Origin of the sequence: Erwinia sp. 9145 (genome assembly GCF_000745075.1) — a bacterium.
Lineage (GTDB): Bacteria > Pseudomonadota > Gammaproteobacteria > Enterobacterales > Enterobacteriaceae > Erwinia > Erwinia oleae.
Window position 1 is genome coordinate 3,824,981 of sequence record NZ_JQNE01000001.1, and the last position, 20,676, is coordinate 3,845,656.

Consider the following 20,676-nt stretch of genomic DNA (forward strand, 5'->3'; position numbering starts at 1 on the left):
TGCCGGGCCTGCTGCATAAATTTTTGAAACCCGCAGGCGAACAACAGCCAACAATACTGGCCCCTTTAACGATAAAGAAGATGCCAGCCAGATCGCCGGCAAAATCTACGTTACGCGATTCCCTGAGGCACAAAATGCGGAAAGCAGTCCCGACAGACAGGGTGCCTTGCCGTTGCCACAGAGACGGGCGAAGAGGCATCGGGCTGTCAGTCGTAGAACGATCAGTGTGAAATAAATCTTAACAGGCGACATGCGCAAGAGATCGGTCTTATGGGGGCTTCCGCCTGATGATCAACATGGAGAGCGGGCAAGCGCGCACTAAAACAATTAACACCATAAAAACAATCATATATGTTGTTATTTCGTCATTCTCAATGACATACATATTCACTACGATGCCTCAGGAAACTGATTAAGGCATTTCTCATAATGTGAACAGATGTATCTGAAACAGGCGGTTTTGCTTGATTACTTTACCCAAACATTTAGGATAATTTATGCATGCCGGAGGTAATAAACCTGGATGCCTTATATACGCTTAGCCTCTTTCGCAAAAGAAGCAGTCCGTTACGGAAGAAATTGCTCCAGATATAGGTGATGAATCAGGAAGGAATTTTATGGTTAACCGCATAACCATTCTGTCGTCTGTTGAAAGCGCCTCGCTTTTATTCTGGAAATTCAGCGGGAAAGAAGACCTTTCCCGGCCTTTCCGCTTTAAAGTCGATTTGCTGAGTGAAGACTTTACTCTCGACCGGCAGGCCATGCTGGGGCAGAACATGGTGGTGATTGTCCCTGGGTTGTGGGGTCATGAACGCTGTTTCTCCGGCAAAGTCACCGCCGTTTCCCTGCGTTCGGAAGAACTGGACGGGGCCCGCTACGCTGTTTATCAGGTCATTCTTGAGCCCGACTTCTGGCCCATGATGCGCGACCGCAACTTCCGTATTTTCCAGCAGCAGCGCGTTCCGGATATCGTCAGAACGCTTTTCTCTGAATATAACGTCAAGATCGAAGACAGGCTCACCCGTAGCTATCGGCTGTGGGACTACTGCGTACAGTACGCGGAAAGCAGCTTTCACTTTATTAGCCGGCTGCTGGAGCTGGAAGGCATCAGCTATATGTTCCGTCATGATAAAGACGGGCACACCCTGGTGTTAATGGATGATTATTCTCATGCGGAGGCGTTTGTCGGCTATGAGACGATCCCCTGGCATACGCAGGCCAGCGGCGGTGCGGTGAACGAAGAAGGCATCAGTCAGATGATGCCGCGCCACGTAGTGACGCCCGGCCTCTACAGCACCGACGATTACGATTTCCGTAAACCCAATGCCTGGATGCTACAGGCGTTACAGAATCCGGTCTCGCCCACGCCGGGGAAAATTGACGTTTACGACTGGCCGGGGCGCTTTGTAGAACATGGCGAAGGGGAATCCTACGCACGCATTCGCCAGCAGGCCTGGCAGGCAGAACAACAGCAAACGCAGGGAACGGCCACGGCGACCGGCGTTGCGCCGGGGCATCGTTTTACCCTGACAAACTCGCCCAACCCCGCCGACAACGCAGCCTGGCTCGTCACAGGCGCGCGTTATGCTTTCGAAGAAAATCAGTACGCCTCCGGCGATGTCGGCACCGCGCAGCACCGCATCCACTTTACCGTGATCCCTGCCGCAACGCCATTTCGGCCGAAAACGGTCACTGACTGGCCGCGTACTTATGGACCGCAAACAGCCCGCGTGGTGGGGCCGGCAGGGGAATCGATTTGGACGGACAAATATGGCCGCGTGAAGGTGAAATTTCACTGGGACCGTGAAAGCCGTGGAGATGAAAACAGCTCATGCTGGGTACGAGTTTCCAGCGCATGGGCAGGCCAGGGCTACGGCGGCGTGCAGATCCCGCGCGTCGGAGACGAAGTGGTGGTGGACTTTATTAACGGCGAGCCGGACAGGCCGATCATTATCGGGCGTGTCTATAACGAAGCCAGTATGCCGCCCTGGGCGCTTCCGGCAGCGGCGACGCAAATGGGCTTTATGAGCCGCTCGAAAGATGGCTCGCCGAATAATGCCAACGCGCTACGTTTCGAGGACAAGGCCGGTGAAGAACAGCTCTGGCTTCACGCCGAACGCAACATGGACACCGAGGTTGAAAATGACGAAACCCATGACGTCGGCAGCAATCGCACCAAAATCGTTGGTAAGGATGAAACCAGCCATATTAAGCAAAACCGTACACGCACGGTCGATGGCAACGAAACCGTCACCGTGGGTCAGGATCGCAGTAAAACCATTAACGGCAACGAAACCACCACGGTACAGCAAAATCGTACTGAAAGCGTAAAGGGCAATGAAACCCTTACCGTGGAGCAGAACCGTGATGAAACCATTACCGGCAACCATACGACAACGGTAAAAAGCAACAATAACGGCCGCGTCGAGGGTAACCAGACATTGGCGGTGGTACAGGATCGTACCCGCACCGTGCAGGGCAATGAAAAGGTCAGCGTGCAGCAAAACCGCACCGTGCTGGTTACCGGCAACCAGAAGCTGGGCGTGACCGGTAACCGCGATGTCACCGTCAGCAGTAGCGAAGCGCATACGGTGGCGCAAAAACAGGAAGTCAACATTGGCGCCGGGCGTACGCTGAGCATCACCGGCGGCGATACCCGTTTCACGCAGGGCAGCGTGGCGGACAGCGCAACCGACACCTTCCATATTAACGTCGGGGAAAGCGGTATTATGATCGGCAACGGCAGCGTTGAAATCACCGCAGGCGGATCGACCATCACCATTAACGCAGCAGGCGTAATGGTAAACGGTAAGAAAATCGAGCTTAACGCCTGACAGGGAGAGTGAATGAACGCCGCGAAAAACCCTACCGAAAAAGTGATGAGCGAGCTGGAGCTGAGCTGGCTGGATGCCAGCGAAGAGGCGGCAGATAGTCGGCTGTTTATCTGGCGCGTTCCGGCAGGAGGCGAATCTCTGCTGGATGGTTTTCTCGCGCTGCAACAGCATCCGGAAGGTCGCACGCTGCCGGATCTCTTTCTGGGGCTGACGACACCGTTCGAAACAGGCTACGGCTACAGCGAAGCGCTTGGACGTGAATTTGTCGAGCACTATGAAGCCACGCCAGATGTCGCTGGCTGGCCTGCCGAAAGCTACCTGCCCTGTTATTCTCCCGGACAACTGAGCAGATTATTACAGTGCTTCGCGGAACAATTTACCGACGATCTCCGCTATCTGGTGCTGGTTCTCAAGCCTTCCGCCGTAAGCGATGAACATGCGCTGATGCGCTGGCTGAATGGCTGGCTGACGCAGGGCGAACCTGCACCGCGATTGCTGCTGATCGACACGCTCGAACAACCGGTGTGGCAGCCTCTGTATGAGGCACACACCCGCCAGGCGCGGCTGATTGTGGATGACATTGACGGGATGAAGGTGATGCATCAAACCGCGCAGCAGCAGACCGATCCCAACCCTGACCGTTTGCTTTTCCGCCGTTACCTGGCAGACGCCATGCTACTGTTGGAGAAAGGCAGCGCCGGACAGGTTGCCGCACGCGGCGGCCTGGCGCTGGCCATCGCCCGACAGCGCGGCTGGCCCGATCAGCAGGCGATGATGCACAATCTGATCGCCGGTGGCTGGCTGAAAGGTAATGACCACGCGCAAGCGGTAGAGCACTACCGGCAGGCACAAAATATCTCTGGCGACATCACCGAGCCGGCCGTTAAAGGCCAGCTGCGCACACAAAGTACGTTTGGCGAGGCGGGCGCGTGGTTCGCGAAGAAAGATTATATACAGGCTGCGAAAGCCTATCGTCAGGCGGCGCGTGAAGCGCAGACTATCCCGCATGCGGTGTTTGAAATCGAAGGCTGGCGGATGTCCGGCTTTTCGCTCTGGCTGGCAGGACACAGACCGAAGGCAATGGAAGAGTATGCGCGCGCTATTCAGGCGGCAGAAAGCGTGCCGCCGTCGGAGCGCGGACAGACGACGCTGCCGCTGGTGTTTCAGGATCTGTTACGCGCTTATGACAAACGCCGCACCGAGGCGCTTGAAGCCTGCGCCGCGCGCTGGCAAAAGGACAGGCAGCGGCTGATCGCAGAGGCAGAAGCCCGTTTGCCGGTACGGCCTGACAGCGCTCAGGTGCAGCAGACAGAACATCACCTGCAACTGTCTCTCGAAGCGGCCTTTATTGCCATCCGTGAAGAACGCGAGAAGCTTATTCAACACGGCGATGAGAGTTTCCATCGCACTATTCAACTGGCACGCAAAACCTTGCACCCGCACTGGAACGGCCTGCCGGATATCGTCCATCCCTTTGATGCGCCCCCGGGTGAATGGCAAAGCCTGCCCGCGTGGGGAACGACTGACGCATCGTTATTCGACAATGCAGGAAGCAATACGCTATGAAGAGTCGCATTATTATCATTATCGTTGTCACGCTGCTCGCGCTGCTGTTCCTGAGTTTCTCCGATGGCGAATTTGCCACCGAAGTGCGGACATTCCTGCGCGCGCTGCTGCGTGCGATGTTCTGAGGCGTCAGCGATGCACTCCGGCGCTCATTTCGATCCACAGCTCGGGCTGGATATTCACACGTATCCATGGCCGTTGCCCACGCCCCATATCGGCATTGTCTTCGACGTGTTCGATTATTTGCCGCTGATTGGCACTACGGTGCACGTCAACGGCATCAGGCGCGCCAGCGCCGGCACGGGCGGAATGGCGGTGCATATTCCGGTAGGCGGGATGTGGATCCCGCCGCTGCGAGCGCCGGGCGGCCCGCAAATCGAAGACGAACTGTTTATGGGCAGCAAAACCGTCTCCGTCGACGGCGAACCCTTTTCACGCATCGGGATGCCGGTGCTGAGCTGCAATATTCTCGGCATGATCCCGCCGTTTCGATTGAAGCGCGTCGCCAAACCGAAGCCGCTCTCTCTGACCCTGCCGCTGACCTTTAACCTGGCTATCCCGAACAACGTGATCGTGGGCGGCCCGCCAACCATTAACCTGATGGCACTGCTAATGCGCGCCGGGTTAAGTGGTCTTGGCAAGGGGCTGAAAAAGCTAAAAAAAACGCCGCAGTGGCGCCTGTTCATGCGCCGATTCCGGCAGATTCGCAAAAAACTGTTCCGCAATATGGACCCCGGTTTCCTGAAGTGTCGGGTGCTGCGCGCCGAGCCGGTGGATATTCGCGACGGCAGCGTCAGCCTTGAACATCAGGACTTCCTGCTGCCCGGCCGCCTGCCGCTGGCATGGAACCGCACCTACTCCTCCGCCGACCTTGATGTTGAAGGGCTGTGCGGTTACGGCTGGTCGACGCCCGCTGACATCCGCCTTGAGGTGATGGCCGATGAGCAGATCGCCCTCCTCACCCAGCCGGAAGGCATGACGCTGTTCGCCACGCTGCCGCAGTTGGACGGGCGGGAGCACGCCATTTCAGGGCTGCCGGACGGTAGCCGCCTGTGGCGTGAGACCCGTGATGGCAATACGAACTGGCGCGTGGAACAGGAGAGTGGCTCGCAGATCTGTTTCAGCGGCAAGCAGGGTGGGCTGAAGGTGCAGGCGCTTGTCGATCGTAACGGCAACGGCTGGCGATTCGACTGGAACGGCAGCGAACTGGCGTGCCTGCGCGAGTTTACGCATGAAGGCGTCACCGGACGCGAGATCCTCGTTACGCAGCAGGAGAACCGCCTGCATGCCCTGCGTCTGCATAATACGACAGACGGCGAGATCACGCCGCTGACCCGCTATGAATATGATGCTGACGGACAGCTCAGTGCGGAAACAGATGCGCTGTCGCATCCACGACGTTTTTATTATCAGCAGCGCCATATGGTCAGCCATATCGATCGCAACGGGCAGGGCTTTCACTATCAGTACAACGAGGCCTGGCAGGTGGTGCATGCCTGGGGCGACGGCGGCGTGTGGGACTACCACTTTGCCTGGCACGACCTGCTCGGTGAAGTGGAAATCACCGACTCGCTGGGCCATATCTCGCGCATTACCTTTGATGAGAATGGCCTGCCGGTATCGGAAATCGATCCGATGGGCGGCAACACGGTATTCCGTTACGATGACTTTGGCCGCACGGTTGAAGTGACCGCGCCGGACGGCAGTACGCACCGCTGGGACTACGATGAACAGGGGCGCATGATTGCCGAATATCAGCCCGACGGCAGCGTCATTCGCGGCACCTGGGACGACGCGGGCGAACTGGTGTCAGTGACCGATCAGAAAGGCGCGAACTGGCGCTCGGAATATGATGCGCGGGGCAATCTGCTGGCAGGTATCGATCCGACCGGCGTGGCCGCCCGCTACGGCTACGACCGCTTCGGGCAGCTCAGCGATGCGAAGGTGCCCGGTTCACCGCAGACGCAGTATGCGTACGATCGCTTTGGCTTCCTCGCGGCCGCCAGCCATGCCGGCGCGGGCACAACACGCTTCCAACATTCGGCACGCGGCACGCTACTGGCGAGGCTGGACCCCGGCGGCGGCGTCACCCGCTACTACCGGGACGTCAAAGATCGCCTGGTGGCGACCGTCGACCCCGTGGGCAGCGAAATGCGTATCGCCTGGGATCGGGAAGACCAGCCGCTGAACGTTACCGACGAGCAGGGCCGCGTCACCCGCTTCCGCTATTCCGGCACCGGCATGCTTACCGCCTGTGAGACGCCCGATGGCGCGACGCTGGGCTATGAGTACGACCCGGAAGATCGCCTGCTGGCGGTGATCAACCAGAACGGCCAGCGCTGGCAACTGACCCGCGATGCGCTGGGGCGGGTGACGACGGAGCGCGACTATTATGGTCAGGCAACGCATTACGGGTGGGACAGGGGCAGCCGCCTGATCCGCCGGGAAGACCCGCTGGGACGCGAAGTGCGCTACGGCTATGACAAAGCCGGACGCCTGCGCGAGCGGCGCAGTGGCGATACGTTGCAGGCCACGTATCACTACGATCCCTGCGGACGGATGGTGCTGTGCGAGAACCCCTGGCGTCGGCTGACCTGGCGCTACGACGAGGCGGGTCGCATACTCACGGAGGAGCAGGACGGCTTCCAGCTTCGCTATGGCTACGATGCGCGCGGGCTGACAGTCGGCCGCGACAGCGACAGTGGTCACCGGGTGCGCTACGGTTACGATGAGCATGACCGACTGGACAGCGTGCAGCTTAACGACGATGTGCCGATACGTTTTACTTACGACGACGCCGGACGCCGTACCGGCGAGCAGCTTTCCGACGCGGTGACGCGCAGCTTCAGCTACGATCGGCTGGGGCGACTGACCGGCCAGCAGGTGCTGGAGAATGATTTACCGCTGTTCAGCAGCGGCTTCGTTTACGACCGCGCCGGCAACCTGACGTTGCGCGAGGACAGCCTGTGGGGCGACGATCGCTATGCTTACGATCCGGTTGGTCGCCTGACTGCCCATACCGCGCCGGATGGCGTGGTGCGCCGTTTCATGCAGGACGCGACGGGCAGCCATCTGCAAACGGAAACCCGCGGGATGAACAGCAGCGCGGACGGCTGGTTCCGTGAGGGCATTCATCACGGCGTGCGCTACGTGTTTGACCGCGCCGGGGAGCTGCGCCAGCGCCGCGACATACAGAACGGCGGCGAAAAAGAGGATTTTGTCTGGGACGATAACCGCCAGCTGGTGGCGGTGCGCAAAGGCGACAGTTTGGTGCGCTATGGCTACGACGGACTGGGACGACGCGTATTCAAACAGACCGCCACGGAAACGCGCTGGTTTTACTGGCAGGATGACGCGCTGGCGGGCGAAACGGTCACCGCCACCGGCGCGCCGCTGGCAGCGCTGAGCCTGTTCGACACCGGCGGCAGGCTGGCGCGGCAGAAAACGCAGGCGGCACTGTTCGGCGGCATGCGCGAATATATCTGTTACCCCGGCGGCTTCCGGCCGCTGGCACTGCTGACGCAGGACGCGGGCGAAAAGCAGAGCTGGCACTATCACTGCGACCCGAACGGCGCACCGGTGCGGCTGACCTCGCCGGCAGGTGAAATCGTCTGGTCAGAGAAAACCGGCGTCTGGGGCGAGAAAGGCGCGGTTCACGCCAGCCGCATCGACAATCCGCTGCGCTTCCAGGGGCAGTATTTTGACGCCGAAACCGGTCTGCACTATAACCGCTACCGGTACTATGACCCGGCCATAGCGGGCTATATCAGTCAGGATCCGATTGGGCTGGCGGGTGGGTTGAATGTTTATGCTTATGGGCCCGAACCATTAGGATGGATAGACCCTCTTGGACTAACTTGTCAGACAACGACAGACAGGCTGATGGAGCATGCATCAGCCGCTCGTAGAAAAGTATATAGTGATCCACAGCGAATGTTATCGGTCAACCAACGCGATGCAATATTTCGGGCTGCTAAAAAAGGAGATTTCGGTCAGGCCAGATCCCGTTATCGTAGATATGTAGGATCGCAAATAGATAAGGAATTTAAGACGAGGGTGGATGCTGATCCTGATTTAGCTGGAAAAGTAAAAACAACTCCAAACGGCAAACGTGGGCCTGATGTAATTGGTGTCGGTGAGAATGAGGGGCAATGGTGGGATTTAACGACCCAAAGAGATTGGGAAAAAGGTCGTCATCAATTAAAATATGATCCTTACTACGGCACAGATTATGAAGGCATAATATGGTGATATTTATGAGAAATCTTGAGTCTAACATTTCAGTAGAAAATGAGCTTTTTTTTGATATAGTCAGATATGAAAAACAATCTATAAGTCAAGCAACTATAAAAAGATCTAATGTTGGCTCACCTATATTTATTAATTGTAAGCTTGACGACGTTATTTTTGATGAATGTGATCTTTCTAACACAAGATTTTTTTCTGACTGTACTATTGAAATGTGTAAGTTTATTCATTCAGACTTACGGGCCATTGGCATTGGAAAAGACGAAGCTGTTTTTATAAAATGCGAATTTGCCTCTTGTGATATGAGAGGAATGACAATGGAAAATGCTAAATTTATTGATTGTGTATTTATCAAGTGTAAAATTAATGGTCGAACCCTAAAACCATCAAATATTATTAACTGTACTTTCACTGGAAAACTAGTGGATATTACTTTCGAAGGTAAGGGTAAAGAAAAATTGCTGGCAAGTTTTGAAAGCTGTATACTTGAAGGTGCCGTTTTTATAGGTTGCGACCTGACTCACTGTATTCCACCAAAGTTAAAAAATCATTTATACATTGATCAACTTTCTAAGCGAGTAAAAATTGCTTTGGAAATGTTAAGCAAGGATGAAAGTTTATCTGGCGATGATAAAAAATTATTAATTCGAAAGATAAATAAACTAAGTAATACTGAACAATACATCTTCAATATTAAACAAATGGAAAAAACATATAATGATATTTTTGTAGAGAATTTCTTCAAGTTTTTGGGAGTGGATGATATATGAAAAATAAATAAAATTAGTGCGTCAAACAGACAGTTTTACTGTGCTACGAAGAATGATTCTGATTAATAGGCTAATCTCGAAGTTAAATATCCTGGTATATATGAATATGTTTCACCAACAAGGTTAGATACTTTGAGAGAAAAAGCATTTAAAGGCACAACCTGGCATCATCATGGTTCCGTGGGAGGATTACTACAATTAGTTGATATGGAAGATCATCGTTCGCGGCACTTAGACTATCATCCTAACGGCATTGGTGGACATAACAGGTGGGGTGGTGGTACAAGTTCCAGGTCATAATATAAATAGCTGGAGAGTTAAAAATTGAAAATCATAAATTCACTGGGTGAATTATTAACAAAAAAAACGATGAACTGAATTGGGATGGCGCTCTTTTTGTAAATAAGAAAAAATGGGATTCAGATTCTAATAAAGCAGAAATCCTTTACCTGGAGGGAGATGATGAGCTTGAAGATATAGCTGATCAAGAAACGCATTTACCAGTAATAGCGAAAAAATATGATATGGTTCAGTTGCTCGACGTGCAAACGTTTCAAAGTGTTATCGATTTCCAGAGACAAGTCAATGCAAGCTCAGACATTGACAATTACATCTATGCTATTAAGTACTATTTAGAATACGATGATTTTTACGAACCGGAATGACTAAGATCCCAGCTTATACATTCGCAGCTAATGTAGACCGCTGGTGTCGAGAAATTCGTAATAGCAGACGAGTTAAACAGAGCAGCACCAAACTGCGGTGCAGTCGTGAGTTCGCGCATAAAAGGATGACCGGATGCAAAGCCTTCGCCACTCATAAGCAAAAACGTCCTTACACCTTGTCTATGCCAGCCGCAGGCACGATGAAGACAACCTGTGGGGTACTTACAGGGCGATGATCATTTTGCTTACGACCCAGCAGGTCGCCTCACCGACCACACCGAGCCGGACGGTGTGATACGCCGAGACGTACAGAACGGCGGCGAAAAAGAGGATTTTGTCTGGGACGATAACCGCCAGCTGGTGGCGGTACGCAAAGGCGACTGCCAGGCGCGCTATGGTTACGACGGACTGGGGCGACGCGTATTCAAACAGACCGCCACGGAAACGCGCTGGTTTTACTGGCAGGATGACGCGCTGGCGGGTGAAATCGTCTGGTCAGAAAACCGGCGTCTGAGGTGAGAAAGGCGCGGTTCACGCCAGCCGCATCGACAACCCGCTGCGCTTCCAGGGGCAGTATTTTGACGCCGACACCGGCCTGCACTATAACCGCTACCGGTACTATGACCCGGCCATAGCGGGCTATATCAGTCAGGATCCGATTTGGCTGGCGGGTGGGCTGAATGTTTATGCTTATGGGCCGAATCCGTTGACATGGATTTGTCCGTTAGGTTTAAGCAACTTCTTTACACCATCGGTATTCAATGCTCCATCGAGCAGTACGCACACTGTTTACCAGCAGGCAATTGATTGGGATTTACCTGTTAATACACGAAACGGAGTTAAAACAAACCTGGATTTAGCGTTAGAAGGTAAAAGTCCGTTTGTCGTTAAAAACGGGAAATATTCCCAGATAAATCTTCATCACTCTAAACAAAATGGATTGGGCTCATTGTTTGAACTTTCAGCAGAAACTCATCAAAAATATTACGGAACAAATGCATTGTATCCTCATTTGCCGAACCCACACCCAACAAATCCTGTAAATAGAGATAGCTTCAATAACGATCGTGATAGTTACTGGCGGCAACGTGGTGAAAGTGAACTACATAGGCGAAACCTAAAAACCAACTGTAGAGGTTAATATGTTATCTCAGAAAGTTAAAGAACATCTAAAAAATAAAGGGTGGTGGTTTGATGACGCATCCGAAGATTATAAAAATGCACTTGGTAAGTTGGATATAGATCAATCATCTGATATTTATTTTTTTTATATTCACGCTGAAGATGGCCCCACCTTTTACAGTCGCCAGAAAGAAATATATCAGCTTGGTTGGTTTATATTAAATTCAACTTATGATCTGAATTTAAAAAGAACCAATAATGTATTGGGTTTGAATGATGAGTTTATTCCGCTTGATAGTTTTGAAGGCGAAAATGGCTTTTTCTATAATAAAAAAACTGGTGAGGTGGCAGAATTAAGTTTAGGTAAAGAGTTAGAGGACTTTAAATCTGGAAATATCAAGCCACAATGGAAGGATTTTAACGCCTTTATAGAATGGTTCTTTGAATTATAAAGCCTGAGATGAAATAAGCCGGAAGCGATCCCCACGACCCTTCCGGCTTTTTTATTTTAGCTGCCAGCCTGCGGTGCTACGGTCAGGATCAGACGACCTTCATCGATCCTCACCATGACCGGGCACCCGGTTGCGGGGCGTCGGCATGATGCGGGAAAGCGGGCATAAACATCTTACCGGTTCGCTGATCGTGCCGGTTATCACGCCGACGGCCAGATCCGCGAGGTGTATGGATGCAAAATCAACGAACGGCTGCGCAGCGGTAAGCCGCTGCATCTGTATCTGTATACTGCCGGAACCGCGCCGGGGAGCTGCGCCAGCGCCGCGACGTACAGAACGGCGGCGAAAAAGAGGATTTTGTCTGGGACGATAACCGCCAGCTGGTGGCGGTGCGCAAAGGCGACAGCCTGGTGCGCTATGGCTACGACGGACTGGGACGACGCGTATTCAAACAGACCGCCACGGAAACGCGCTGGTTTTACTGGCAGGATGACGCGCTGGCGGGTGAAATCGTCTGGTCAGAGAAAACCGGCGTCTGAGGTGAGAAAGGCGCGGTTCACGCCAGCCGCATCGGGAATCCGCTGCGCTTCCAGGGGCAGTATTTTGACGCCGACACCGGCCTGCACTATAACCGCTACCGGTACTATGACCCGGCCACAGCAGGCTATATCAGTCAGGATCCGATTGGGCTGGCGGGTGGGTTGAATGTTTATGCTTATGGGCCGAATCCGTTGACATGGATTGATCCCTTGGGTCTAAAATGTACTCATTCAGTCAAGAATCCTAAACAGGCTCATGCCGCCATTAGACATAAATGGGGCCATCGTATGACTCCTAAAGAAATGCGAGAAATCCAAAATACTAAAGATAATATAAAGTTAAATCGCCCTGCTACTTCAAGAGATGGTATTCCTTTTAGAAACTCTCATGAAATAAGCCCAGATAGTCAGCGATTAGATACTGGAAGCGGGCCATATACTGAATGGACAGTTAAAACGCCGGGTATTAGCAATCGAGGTTCAAGACGCCTCGTTGTTGACAAAAGAACAGGTAAGGCCTATTACAGTCATGATCATTACAATTCGTTTATAGAGATTGACCTTGGGGGATGGAAGTAATGAAAACAAAGAAATTGTCCATAGACTTTTCCACATTAGAAACAATAGATGATTTTCATAATAAGATGAAAGAATCCTTTGGCTTTCCTGATTTTTATGGAAAAAATACGCATGCCTTTATTGATTGCTTAACAAGCTTGCGTTATCCAGAAGATGGAATGACCTCCATTACATTAAAAAAAGATGAAATATTATTACTGGAAGTAAATGGTTTAAATTATAAAAATAGCGAAATAGCAAATACTTTTTTTTCATCTATTCAATATGTTAACTATCGATGCACTTATTTGAAAGATAAAGATGCAATTGTTATTTTATTAAATCAATCAAGTGATATTTAAATGCTGCTGTGGAGGATATATTCTCGGCGATTTATAATTAATATTCACCAGATTTATGATCAGGTTAACCTGTTATAATTTCTCATGAGATATCCTGTATATTAAATAGTAAGAGCGATAACAGTCTTTTTTTCTTTAGTGCGAAATATTTATGTGTAACGCCGTATAATCTTTTGAGAGAGTACTGGAATTATTTCTTCTTACCCTCTGATGAAACATCAATAATCATTACGCCGAAAAACAGCCACTTTCTTTTTTCTTATTAAGAGCGTTTTTTTATTGTAACAAGATAATTAACTAAACTGCGCTGGGCAGGGCAGGGTGACGATATAGCGCGACTATTATGTCCAGATCACCCGCTACGGCTGGGTCGCACGACCGCCGGATGGCATGGTGCGCCGTGACGTGCAGAACGGCGGCAGAAAAAAGGATTTTGTCTGGGACGATAACCGCCAGCTGGTGGCGGTACGCAAAGGCGACAGCCTGGTGCGCTATGGCTACGACGGACTGGGACGACGCGTATTCAAACAGACCGCCACGGAAACGCGCTGGTTTTACTGGCAGGATGACGCGCTGGCGGGTGAAACGGTCACCGCCACCGGCGCGCCGCTGGCAGCGCTGAGCCTGTTCGACACCGGCGGCAGGCTGGCGCGGCAGAAAGCCCAGGCGGCACTGTTCGGCGGCATGCGCGAATATATCTGTTACCCCGGCGGCTTCCGGCCGCTGGCACTGCTGACGCAGGACGCGGGCGAAAAGCAGAACTGGCACTATCACTGCGACCCGAACGGCGCACCGGTGCGGCTGACCTCGCCGGCGGGTGAAATCGTCTGGTCAGAGAAAACCGGCGTCTGGGGCGAGAAAGGCGCGGTTCACGCCAGCCGCATCGACAACCCGCTGCGCTTCCAGGGACAGTATTTTGACGCCGAAACCGGCCTGCGCTATAACCGCTACCGGTACTATGACCCGGCCATAGCAGGCTATATCAGTCAGGATCCGATTGGGCTGGCGGGCGGGTTGAATATTTATGCTTATGGGCCGAATCCACTGGGTTGGGTTGATCCGCTGGGTTTAAGTTGTTCTTTAGATACTAAATCGAATCGTTGGCGTAATAATGAAACAGGACGCTTCACTACACGACCAACAGATCCTTCTGACTTAGTAAAAAACGGTAGAATTAATAAGGCTGATATTGACGCTTGGGCAAATCAAGGAGGAACCCCCAACACATGGGGCACGATCCTGCCAAATTCCCTGGTGGTGGGTTTAAATATGATGCAGGTAGTTATATCGTACACGATCATGGCGCTAATCCGTCGGCGACAGCTAAATTTCCAAATTCCAATGCCGCAAATAGTCCTACAGCAAGCATGAAAAATACTTCGACTGGAGAGGTGTTTAGAACCGATGGCACATTGGGAAAGTTTAAATCAGATCCTAATGGTGCTCATCTTCCTCTTGATGGTTCACCTTACTAAGGTTTTTATATGAAATTGCAAGAGATAAAAAATAAAGTTTCGTCACTTCCTACAATTATGGACATTTCGGATGAATCTCTGTTGATTAATGAGTTAATGGGCGTTGAACATGCTGAATTAACTAGGGATATAGATGGTTTTAAATTTATTATAAACTCATTAGAGTTATCACATGCTGACTCTGGTTTTATGGAACTGACATATGAAAATGAGGCTATATTTGTAAAATTTTATCATTGGCTAAATAAAATAAATAGCGATCTTGATTTAGGATTAAACACTAATGTAATAGACAGTTTTAATTTGACTGTTGATGATATTAAGAGATTAATGCCATAAATAAAATGGAGAAAGCCGGGTAAGAAGCTGGCGATTCGACCCGACCGGCGTGGCCGTCCGCTACGGCTGCGACGGGCCGTCTGACTGGCAGCGGCAGGCTGGCGCGGCAGAAAGCCCGTGCGACGCTGTTCGGCGGCATGCGCGAATATATCTGTTACCCCGGTGGCTTTCGGCCGCTGGCGCTGCTGACGCAGGACGCGGGCGAAAAGCAGAGCTGGCACTATCACTGCGACCCGAACGGCGCACCGGTGCGGCTGACCTCGCTGGCAGGTGAAATCGTCTGGTCAGAGAAAACCGGCGTCTGGGGCGAGAAAGGCCCGGTTCACGCCAGCCGCATCGACAACCCGCTGCGCTTCCAGGGACAGTATTTTGACGCCGAAACCGGCCTGCACTATAACCGATACCGGTACTATGACCCGGCCATAGCGGGCTATATCAGTCAGGATCCGATTGGGCTGGCGGGTGGGCTGAATGTTTATGCTTATGGGCCGAATCCGTTAAGCTGGGTTGATCCATGGGGTCTGGATATTGTCCGCGTTTATCATTATACAAGCCGTGAGGGATATAATGGTATTATAGGTTCTGGCGTTATTAATATGAGCGACCCCGGTAAGCGAAGCAGGGGGGCTATTTCAGGAAAACCCAAAGCTGTTTATGTAACAATGATGACTCCGGAACAGCTAGATTCATCGCGAGCCAGAGGGCAAATGGGGCTAACAAATGATAAAATCTCTCATTACGTATCGTTTGAGATTGATAGTGATAAAGTAAAAAGGATAGACAGGCAGGATGGAGTTAAAAGACTTTATATACATGAGAACATTCAACTCAGAGATGCTGGCAATAAATTGAGGCATGATATTGAACATGGTAATGCAACATGCAAAAATTAGGAGGGAAAATGGCAGAATGGACCGGAATCTTATATGGCTTTTATTCGAATAAACCAATTAATGAAGTCTTTTCATTGTTGAAAAAAGAAATGGGTAAAATAAATTATCAATCTAACTATTATAGTGCAATGGATGAGACATCTCTTTTTTTCTTTAAAGATAAAAATATGTTCGAACATCATTTAAATAATGGCTATAACATTGATATGGATGGTATGGGTTGCTTTAGTGTAGAAGCTAAAAATGCAGACTTACATGGCTTAGCAACTTTGTTTGAATATGAAGATAAATCGGATTTTGAACCCTACGATATAAACCTAAATTTCAATAATATTTTTTATTATGTATTAGTACTGCCCGAAATTGTAGAAAGTTCTAAATTTTGCCTTACATTATACAATGAATTCAAGAAAATATTGAATGCTTAGCTATATTTTCTATGCAATTTCTAACATAGAGATTTTATAGTGAAAATATTTTATATTTCTAATATATAATATTTATGTGTCATCTATAATTTTGGATGCTTAATTATAAATGACTAGACAGTGTCGTATCGTAGACAGGGCACTCTAAGATACCTCACTGACATTGCGGGCCACGTGCTTACAGGCGTGCGGGACGCAACGGGCAGTCACCTAGCTGTAAGACGAACAGCAGCGCGGCGGGTATTCACATCGACCGCCATGGAAACGGGCTGGCTTAATAGCAGGCTGACGCGGCAGAAAACCCAGGTGGCACTGTTCGGCGGCATGCGCGAATATATCTGTTACCCCGGTGGCTTTCGGCCGCTGGCGCTGCTGACGCTGCTGACGCAGGATGCGGGCGAAAAGCAGAGCTGGCACTATCACTGCGACCCGAACGGCGCACCGGTGCGGCTGACCTCGCCGGCAGGTGAAATCGTCTGGTCAGAGAAAACCGGCATCTGAGGTGAGAAAGGCGCGGTTTACGCCAGCCGCATCGACAACCCGCTGCGCTTCCAGGGGCAGTATTTTGACGCCGAAACCGGCCTGCACTATAACCGCTACCGGTACTATGACCCGGCCACAGCAGGCTATATCAGTCAGGATCCGATTGGGCTGGCGGGTGGGTTGAATGTTTACCAGTATGCGCCGAATGCTCAAATGTAGTGTGATCCATTAGGTTTAATTAATGAGTTTGAAATTACGGATTACGGAAGCGCTTTACATGTAAAAGACGGACTGACAGCGCATGAGCTACTGCAAAATGCCTGGTTAAGAAATAATGGTGCAATTTTTGGTAAAATGTCCGAAACTGCGGCATCTAACCCGGCAATAGCTTTGCAAGAAAATATGATGCATGAAATGATATAAAAACTGCAAGCGAAGTACGGCCTACATAATCCGAACTTTTTGAAGAGCCAGACTGCGCTACAAAATATCAACATGAATACTGCGATAACTCGTAGAGGCATTTACGAAGATCTCGTAAGTAGTAGGGGATGGAAATCTAAAAATGCTAAATTTTTTTGCCACTAAAGTAGCAATTTCTCTTAGAGATGAAGCTATAAACTTCGCCAATGAAAATGGGTTAATAAAATGCAAAAAATTAAACTGTTAGCTGCTATTGATAACTTGAATAACGGCAAGATCATTGGAAGGATTGGAGGTAACATTCCTGATATTTTTCAGGATAAATTAGAGCATATAAAACTAATGAAGTTCTATCTGACATTCCAGTCTCCTGATAACCCACTGATCTTTGTAACTGTTTTTGTTCCTGAAGACTATGAAGAGATGATTAATAACAATATTTATCCAAATTGCTCGGTGAAAGTTTTTTTACATGAACCGTCTATAGAAAGTAACAATGCGGACTATACTATCGGGCATATTAATAAAAGTAATATAGTCGGCTATAATGAGGCTGGAGATGATAGCTTTGATTTTATTACTAAAGCTAGCGCGCCTTCCTTAATACAAGATGAAAGCTATTATTACGAGAATCTCGAGAAAGATGATTACAATTTCTGGATTCAAATTGATGAAGATTTTTATCCAAATGACTTGATTAATGGAAACTATATATTCGGATACGGTGCATTGTATTTGTACAAAAACATGGATGAACAAGTTGTGGCAGGCTTTTGGCAACATTCGTAAATAGAATGGCATTAAAAAATTTAACGATATGATTTTTTAAACATATTTCATTATAGATGCTAGTAACGATGTATTAATAATATCTCTCTAAAGCGACGCCGTACCAGCGAGCACTTTCCGACGCGGTTACTCGCAGCTTCAACTACGATCGGCTGGGACGACTGACTGGCCGGCAGGTGCTGGAGAATGATTTACCGCTGCTCAGCAGCGGCTTCGTTTACGACCGCGCGCCCAAATGGTTCCGTGAAGATATTCATCACAACGTGCAGAACGGCGGCGGAAAAAAGGATTTTGCTGGAATATGCAAAGACAAAGAGTGGCGGAAGATCACAGGAGTCGTTTTTTTGATTCAACTCATTGTATTCGAAATGTTAATCTAATTGTTCTTTTACTTTCTATACACAAATCTATACATAGTTGTAGGGGCGCTTCCTTTTGCCCCATGCAAGACCAGAATACAGATTTAAATGGAATCATCTAAAAGCTGCTTCAAACTACCATAAAGAGCATATAGATGTTCACATGACATATCTAGGATAGGTTCAAACATAAATGAGTTTAAATGGATATTTTCTGGAGTCATTAAGTTAACTTGCGTGAGTAGTGCAATAGCTTCAGATTCTGCTGGCTTCAACTCGATGAACTTCCTGTAGAGAGCAATTGTTTGATTTTTGCTAATTGATGAGAGGAAAATTTCATCATCTATTTTTACTTTCATGAAGAATTCCGCAAGTAATCTTATAGCTATTGCAATTATAATCTTTGATTCAAGATCTGCATTTTGAGCTCTTCTATTATAAATATCCTCCGCCTCTTCAAAAATAATACACTTAACAACTCTATCACCTTCTGATAAAACAAGTTGAGATTTATCTATAAGAGTATTTTTATAAATTATCTCAAGGTCAGAGACTAATATGTTCCCAGTGTCTTTTTTGGAGTGTAAGAGTGATGTGAGGCTTTCAAAGTCTTTGTTATTGCCACAGTATTCACATAGATTTCTCACAAAAGGTATTGATGCTATGTAAAATTTTCTAATGTTGATGTTTTCTTTCCAATATACAAACGGGTTGTTTTGATACTTTTCTATGGTTAAATTTAGCGAACTGTTCTCTTTATGAACTACTAATCTGTTTTCCCTATTAATGCTTAATCTTCCAGAAATAGTTCTATGAAAATCGAAGTTATGAGTAAGAAATATCACTTTAAAAATCGGATTTTCACAAATCTCTTTAAAGTATTCTATTATTGCATATTTGTTTTTATAATCAAAAGAATCAGCTATATCATCAACTATGAATAAGGATTCAATGTTAGAGCTAATCCTGGCATTCACTTCGAATAGTAAGTTAAGGATGTATAATGCTCTTTTCTCTCCTTGGCTCAGAACTTGTAATAGCGCATTTTTCTGAATCTTGACCATTTCTGTTTCATCAGAGAAATCAAATGATACGTGAGGTGACTTACCATTTAAGATAACATCTGATTGATTTTCTATGCTAAGCTTGAAGGGAACGTGAAATCTTTTATTGAATATACGCACAACTTTTTTCCACTGTGTTTCCTCGGCCACAGCTTGTTTTGATGCTTCATTGATGACATCTTTAGAGGCCTCATAAGCTTTAATGACATCTAGAAGTAAATCTTCATTGTCGGCTATATATGAAAGCCAAATTTCCCTTTTCAGTTTATTTAAATCTGATAGTTTAGGGAGCAGCTCTCTATTATCAAATAGATAATCTCTAAATGTTCTTAACTCAACGTTACTTAATTTTTTATCAATCTGTTCGAATGAGCGAGAAAGTGACTCATCTTTAAGTATTTTGCTTTTTTCCTCTTTAATTAACCTGTCAAGCTCTCCAGGGTCCTTTATTTCAATGTTGCTTTCACCATTTTTTATAGTGACAAAGTGACTGGCTTTAAAAAAACCGTTATCGGATAAATTCTTGGTTACTTGTTGAGCATTATAATGATTGAAATTTCTATTTAAAACGGGAGATGCAGATATTAGATCGTTATATCTATCTATATACTCATGAAACCGCTGCTTGACTTCTTTATCATCTAGGAATTTTAAAGTTTTCTCATTAAATACTGAAGTGTAAATGATGCTGCTTAATTCTTTGTTTTTTTCTAAGTGTGATAAGGTTTCATATAGCTCAAACAACTTGTCATGAGGAACACTAAAGGATTGGCACAATTCTTCTGTTGGGGATTGGTTTTTACTATTAATGCCAGATAGCTGTTTGAGTTTTTTGATTAATGAAGTATTTTTCTCTTCTAAATCTTTTATGGCTGAGATGTATCTTTCTTTCAAAGTATTGTTTACGAGTAAGAGTGATGCCTTTTCTGATGAGTATGATTCATTGTAAGAGTCAATAACAAATATACTTTCTGGATTAATGACGGAGCTTTCTTCATCAAGGATTAACCTTTTAGATGCTCTATCAGTAAACACTAAATCCTTAGTTTCTTGATTATTTTGATGGTCTTTAAATGTTTTTGAAAATGACGTTTTCATGAATCCGTTTGGAGCGTAAATACTAAATGTATTGCAATTATTAAAGTCAAATTCATGGGTTAATTTTCTAATCCCATAGCAGTTTTCTAAATCAACAATAAGATTATTCATCTTAGGTCCTTTTGTTTAAATATCAGTGATGATATGAGATTTGCTGTGACTTGTAAGGAATCATTACTAACATAATCCATTTTGCAAAAGGTTGGTAC

Annotated in this window: 13 protein-coding genes and 5 pseudogenes; 17 read left to right on the plus strand and 1 reads right to left on the minus strand. The window is 48.2% G+C overall.

What is annotated here, in order from left to right; all coding sequences use genetic code 11:
* Positions 1–617 precede the first annotated feature (617 nt).
* The 17 genes and pseudogenes from tssI to FA91_RS18085 all read left to right on the plus strand — a co-directional run bounded on the left by tssI (position 618) and on the right by FA91_RS18085 (position 18,326).
* A complete protein-coding gene (tssI, locus tag FA91_RS18020; protein WP_034918004.1) occupies positions 618–2,834 on the plus strand; it encodes a type VI secretion system tip protein TssI/VgrG in 2,217 nt (738 codons plus the stop codon).
* Between the two features lie 12 nt (positions 2,835–2,846).
* Positions 2,847–4,400 carry a hypothetical protein gene (locus FA91_RS18025; RefSeq protein ID WP_034918007.1) on the plus strand — a complete coding sequence of 518 codons (1,554 nt, stop codon included), beginning with the start codon at positions 2,847–2,849 and terminating at the stop codon, positions 4,398–4,400.
* Entirely contained in the window at positions 4,397–4,525 is a 129-nt protein-coding gene (locus tag FA91_RS21465) for a hypothetical protein (protein WP_156103101.1), read from the plus strand. Before FA91_RS18025 ends, FA91_RS21465 begins: the two co-directional genes overlap by 4 nt.
* Before the next feature lie 10 nt (positions 4,526–4,535).
* On the plus strand, positions 4,536–8,651 hold the full coding sequence (locus FA91_RS18030) for an RHS repeat-associated core domain-containing protein (protein WP_082212613.1): 4,116 nt from the start codon (positions 4,536–4,538) through the stop codon (positions 8,649–8,651).
* A 5-nt stretch (positions 8,652–8,656) separates the two neighbouring features.
* Entirely contained in the window at positions 8,657–9,418 is a 762-nt protein-coding gene (locus FA91_RS18035; RefSeq protein ID WP_034919528.1) for a pentapeptide repeat-containing protein, read from the plus strand.
* Positions 9,419–10,285: 867 nt separating this feature from the next.
* A pseudogene (locus tag FA91_RS21245) lies at positions 10,286–11,224 on the plus strand (RHS repeat-associated core domain-containing protein); the annotation flags it as partial.
* A gap of 1 nt (position 11,225) precedes the next feature.
* Positions 11,226–11,657, plus strand: coding sequence for a hypothetical protein (locus tag FA91_RS18045; RefSeq protein WP_034918011.1), 432 nt, complete (start codon positions 11,226–11,228; stop codon positions 11,655–11,657).
* 296 nt (positions 11,658–11,953) lie between these two features.
* A pseudogene (locus tag FA91_RS21485) lies at positions 11,954–12,415 on the plus strand (RHS repeat-associated core domain-containing protein); the annotation flags it as partial.
* A 69-nt stretch (positions 12,416–12,484) separates the two neighbouring features.
* Entirely contained in the window at positions 12,485–12,775 is a 291-nt protein-coding gene (locus FA91_RS21400) for a ribonuclease domain-containing protein (RefSeq protein WP_231566784.1), read from the plus strand.
* A complete protein-coding gene (locus tag FA91_RS20665) occupies positions 12,775–13,116 on the plus strand; it encodes a barstar family protein (RefSeq protein ID WP_072032321.1) in 342 nt (113 codons plus the stop codon). Before FA91_RS21400 ends, FA91_RS20665 begins: the two co-directional genes overlap by 1 nt.
* Before the next feature lie 396 nt (positions 13,117–13,512).
* Positions 13,513–14,190 (plus strand): annotated as a pseudogene (locus FA91_RS18055) (RHS repeat-associated core domain-containing protein); the annotation flags it as partial.
* A gap of 410 nt (positions 14,191–14,600) precedes the next feature.
* Positions 14,601–14,930, plus strand: a complete 330-nt coding sequence (locus FA91_RS18060; protein WP_034918017.1) for a hypothetical protein — start codon at positions 14,601–14,603, stop codon at positions 14,928–14,930.
* A gap of 83 nt (positions 14,931–15,013) precedes the next feature.
* Positions 15,014–15,823 (plus strand): annotated as a pseudogene (locus tag FA91_RS21115) (RHS repeat-associated core domain-containing protein); the annotation flags it as partial.
* Entirely contained in the window at positions 15,811–16,251 is a 441-nt protein-coding gene (locus FA91_RS18070) for a hypothetical protein (protein WP_231566785.1), read from the plus strand. The pseudogene FA91_RS21115 and the gene FA91_RS18070, both read left to right, overlap by 13 nt.
* A gap of 282 nt (positions 16,252–16,533) precedes the next feature.
* Positions 16,534–16,950, plus strand: a pseudogene (locus tag FA91_RS20870) (RHS repeat-associated core domain-containing protein); the annotation flags it as partial.
* 432 nt (positions 16,951–17,382) lie between these two features.
* The gene (locus FA91_RS18080; protein ID WP_034918020.1) at positions 17,383–17,946 is read left to right on the plus strand and encodes a hypothetical protein; all 564 of its coding nucleotides are present in this window, start codon (positions 17,383–17,385) and stop codon (positions 17,944–17,946) included.
* 176 nt (positions 17,947–18,122) lie between these two features.
* Positions 18,123–18,326 carry a hypothetical protein gene (locus FA91_RS18085; protein ID WP_034918022.1) on the plus strand — a complete coding sequence of 68 codons (204 nt, stop codon included), beginning with the start codon at positions 18,123–18,125 and terminating at the stop codon, positions 18,324–18,326.
* 83 nt (positions 18,327–18,409) lie between these two features.
* Here the strand turns inward: FA91_RS18085 and FA91_RS18090 are convergent, their stop codons facing one another.
* Positions 18,410–20,578 carry a hypothetical protein gene (locus FA91_RS18090; protein WP_034918025.1) on the minus strand — a complete coding sequence of 723 codons (2,169 nt, stop codon included), beginning with the start codon at positions 20,576–20,578 and terminating at the stop codon, positions 18,410–18,412.
* Positions 20,579–20,676 lie beyond the last annotated feature (98 nt).

Excerpts from the sequence above, each read along its gene's own strand:
- FA91_RS18070 (WP_231566785.1), top strand. The coding sequence starts at position 15,811 with ATGCAAAAATTAGGAGGGAAAATGGCAGAATGGACCGGAATCTTATAT.
- FA91_RS20665 (WP_072032321.1), top strand. The coding sequence starts at position 12,775 with ATGAAAACAAAGAAATTGTCCATAGACTTTTCCACATTAGAAACAATA.
- FA91_RS18025 (WP_034918007.1), top strand. The coding sequence starts at position 2,847 with ATGAACGCCGCGAAAAACCCTACCGAAAAAGTGATGAGCGAGCTGGAG.
- FA91_RS18045 (WP_034918011.1), top strand. The coding sequence starts at position 11,226 with ATGTTATCTCAGAAAGTTAAAGAACATCTAAAAAATAAAGGGTGGTGG.
- FA91_RS21400 (WP_231566784.1), top strand. The coding sequence starts at position 12,485 with ATGACTCCTAAAGAAATGCGAGAAATCCAAAATACTAAAGATAATATA.
- FA91_RS18060 (WP_034918017.1), top strand. The coding sequence starts at position 14,601 with ATGAAATTGCAAGAGATAAAAAATAAAGTTTCGTCACTTCCTACAATT.
- FA91_RS21465 (WP_156103101.1), top strand. The coding sequence starts at position 4,397 with ATGAAGAGTCGCATTATTATCATTATCGTTGTCACGCTGCTCGCGCTG.
- FA91_RS18080 (WP_034918020.1), top strand. The coding sequence starts at position 17,383 with ATGCAAAAAATTAAACTGTTAGCTGCTATTGATAACTTGAATAACGGC.
- FA91_RS18030 (WP_082212613.1), top strand. The coding sequence starts at position 4,536 with ATGCACTCCGGCGCTCATTTCGATCCACAGCTCGGGCTGGATATTCAC.
- tssI (WP_034918004.1), top strand. The coding sequence starts at position 618 with ATGGTTAACCGCATAACCATTCTGTCGTCTGTTGAAAGCGCCTCGCTT.
- FA91_RS18090 (WP_034918025.1), bottom strand. The coding sequence starts at position 20,578 with ATGAATAATCTTATTGTTGATTTAGAAAACTGCTATGGGATTAGAAAA.
- FA91_RS18035 (WP_034919528.1), top strand. The coding sequence starts at position 8,657 with ATGAGAAATCTTGAGTCTAACATTTCAGTAGAAAATGAGCTTTTTTTT.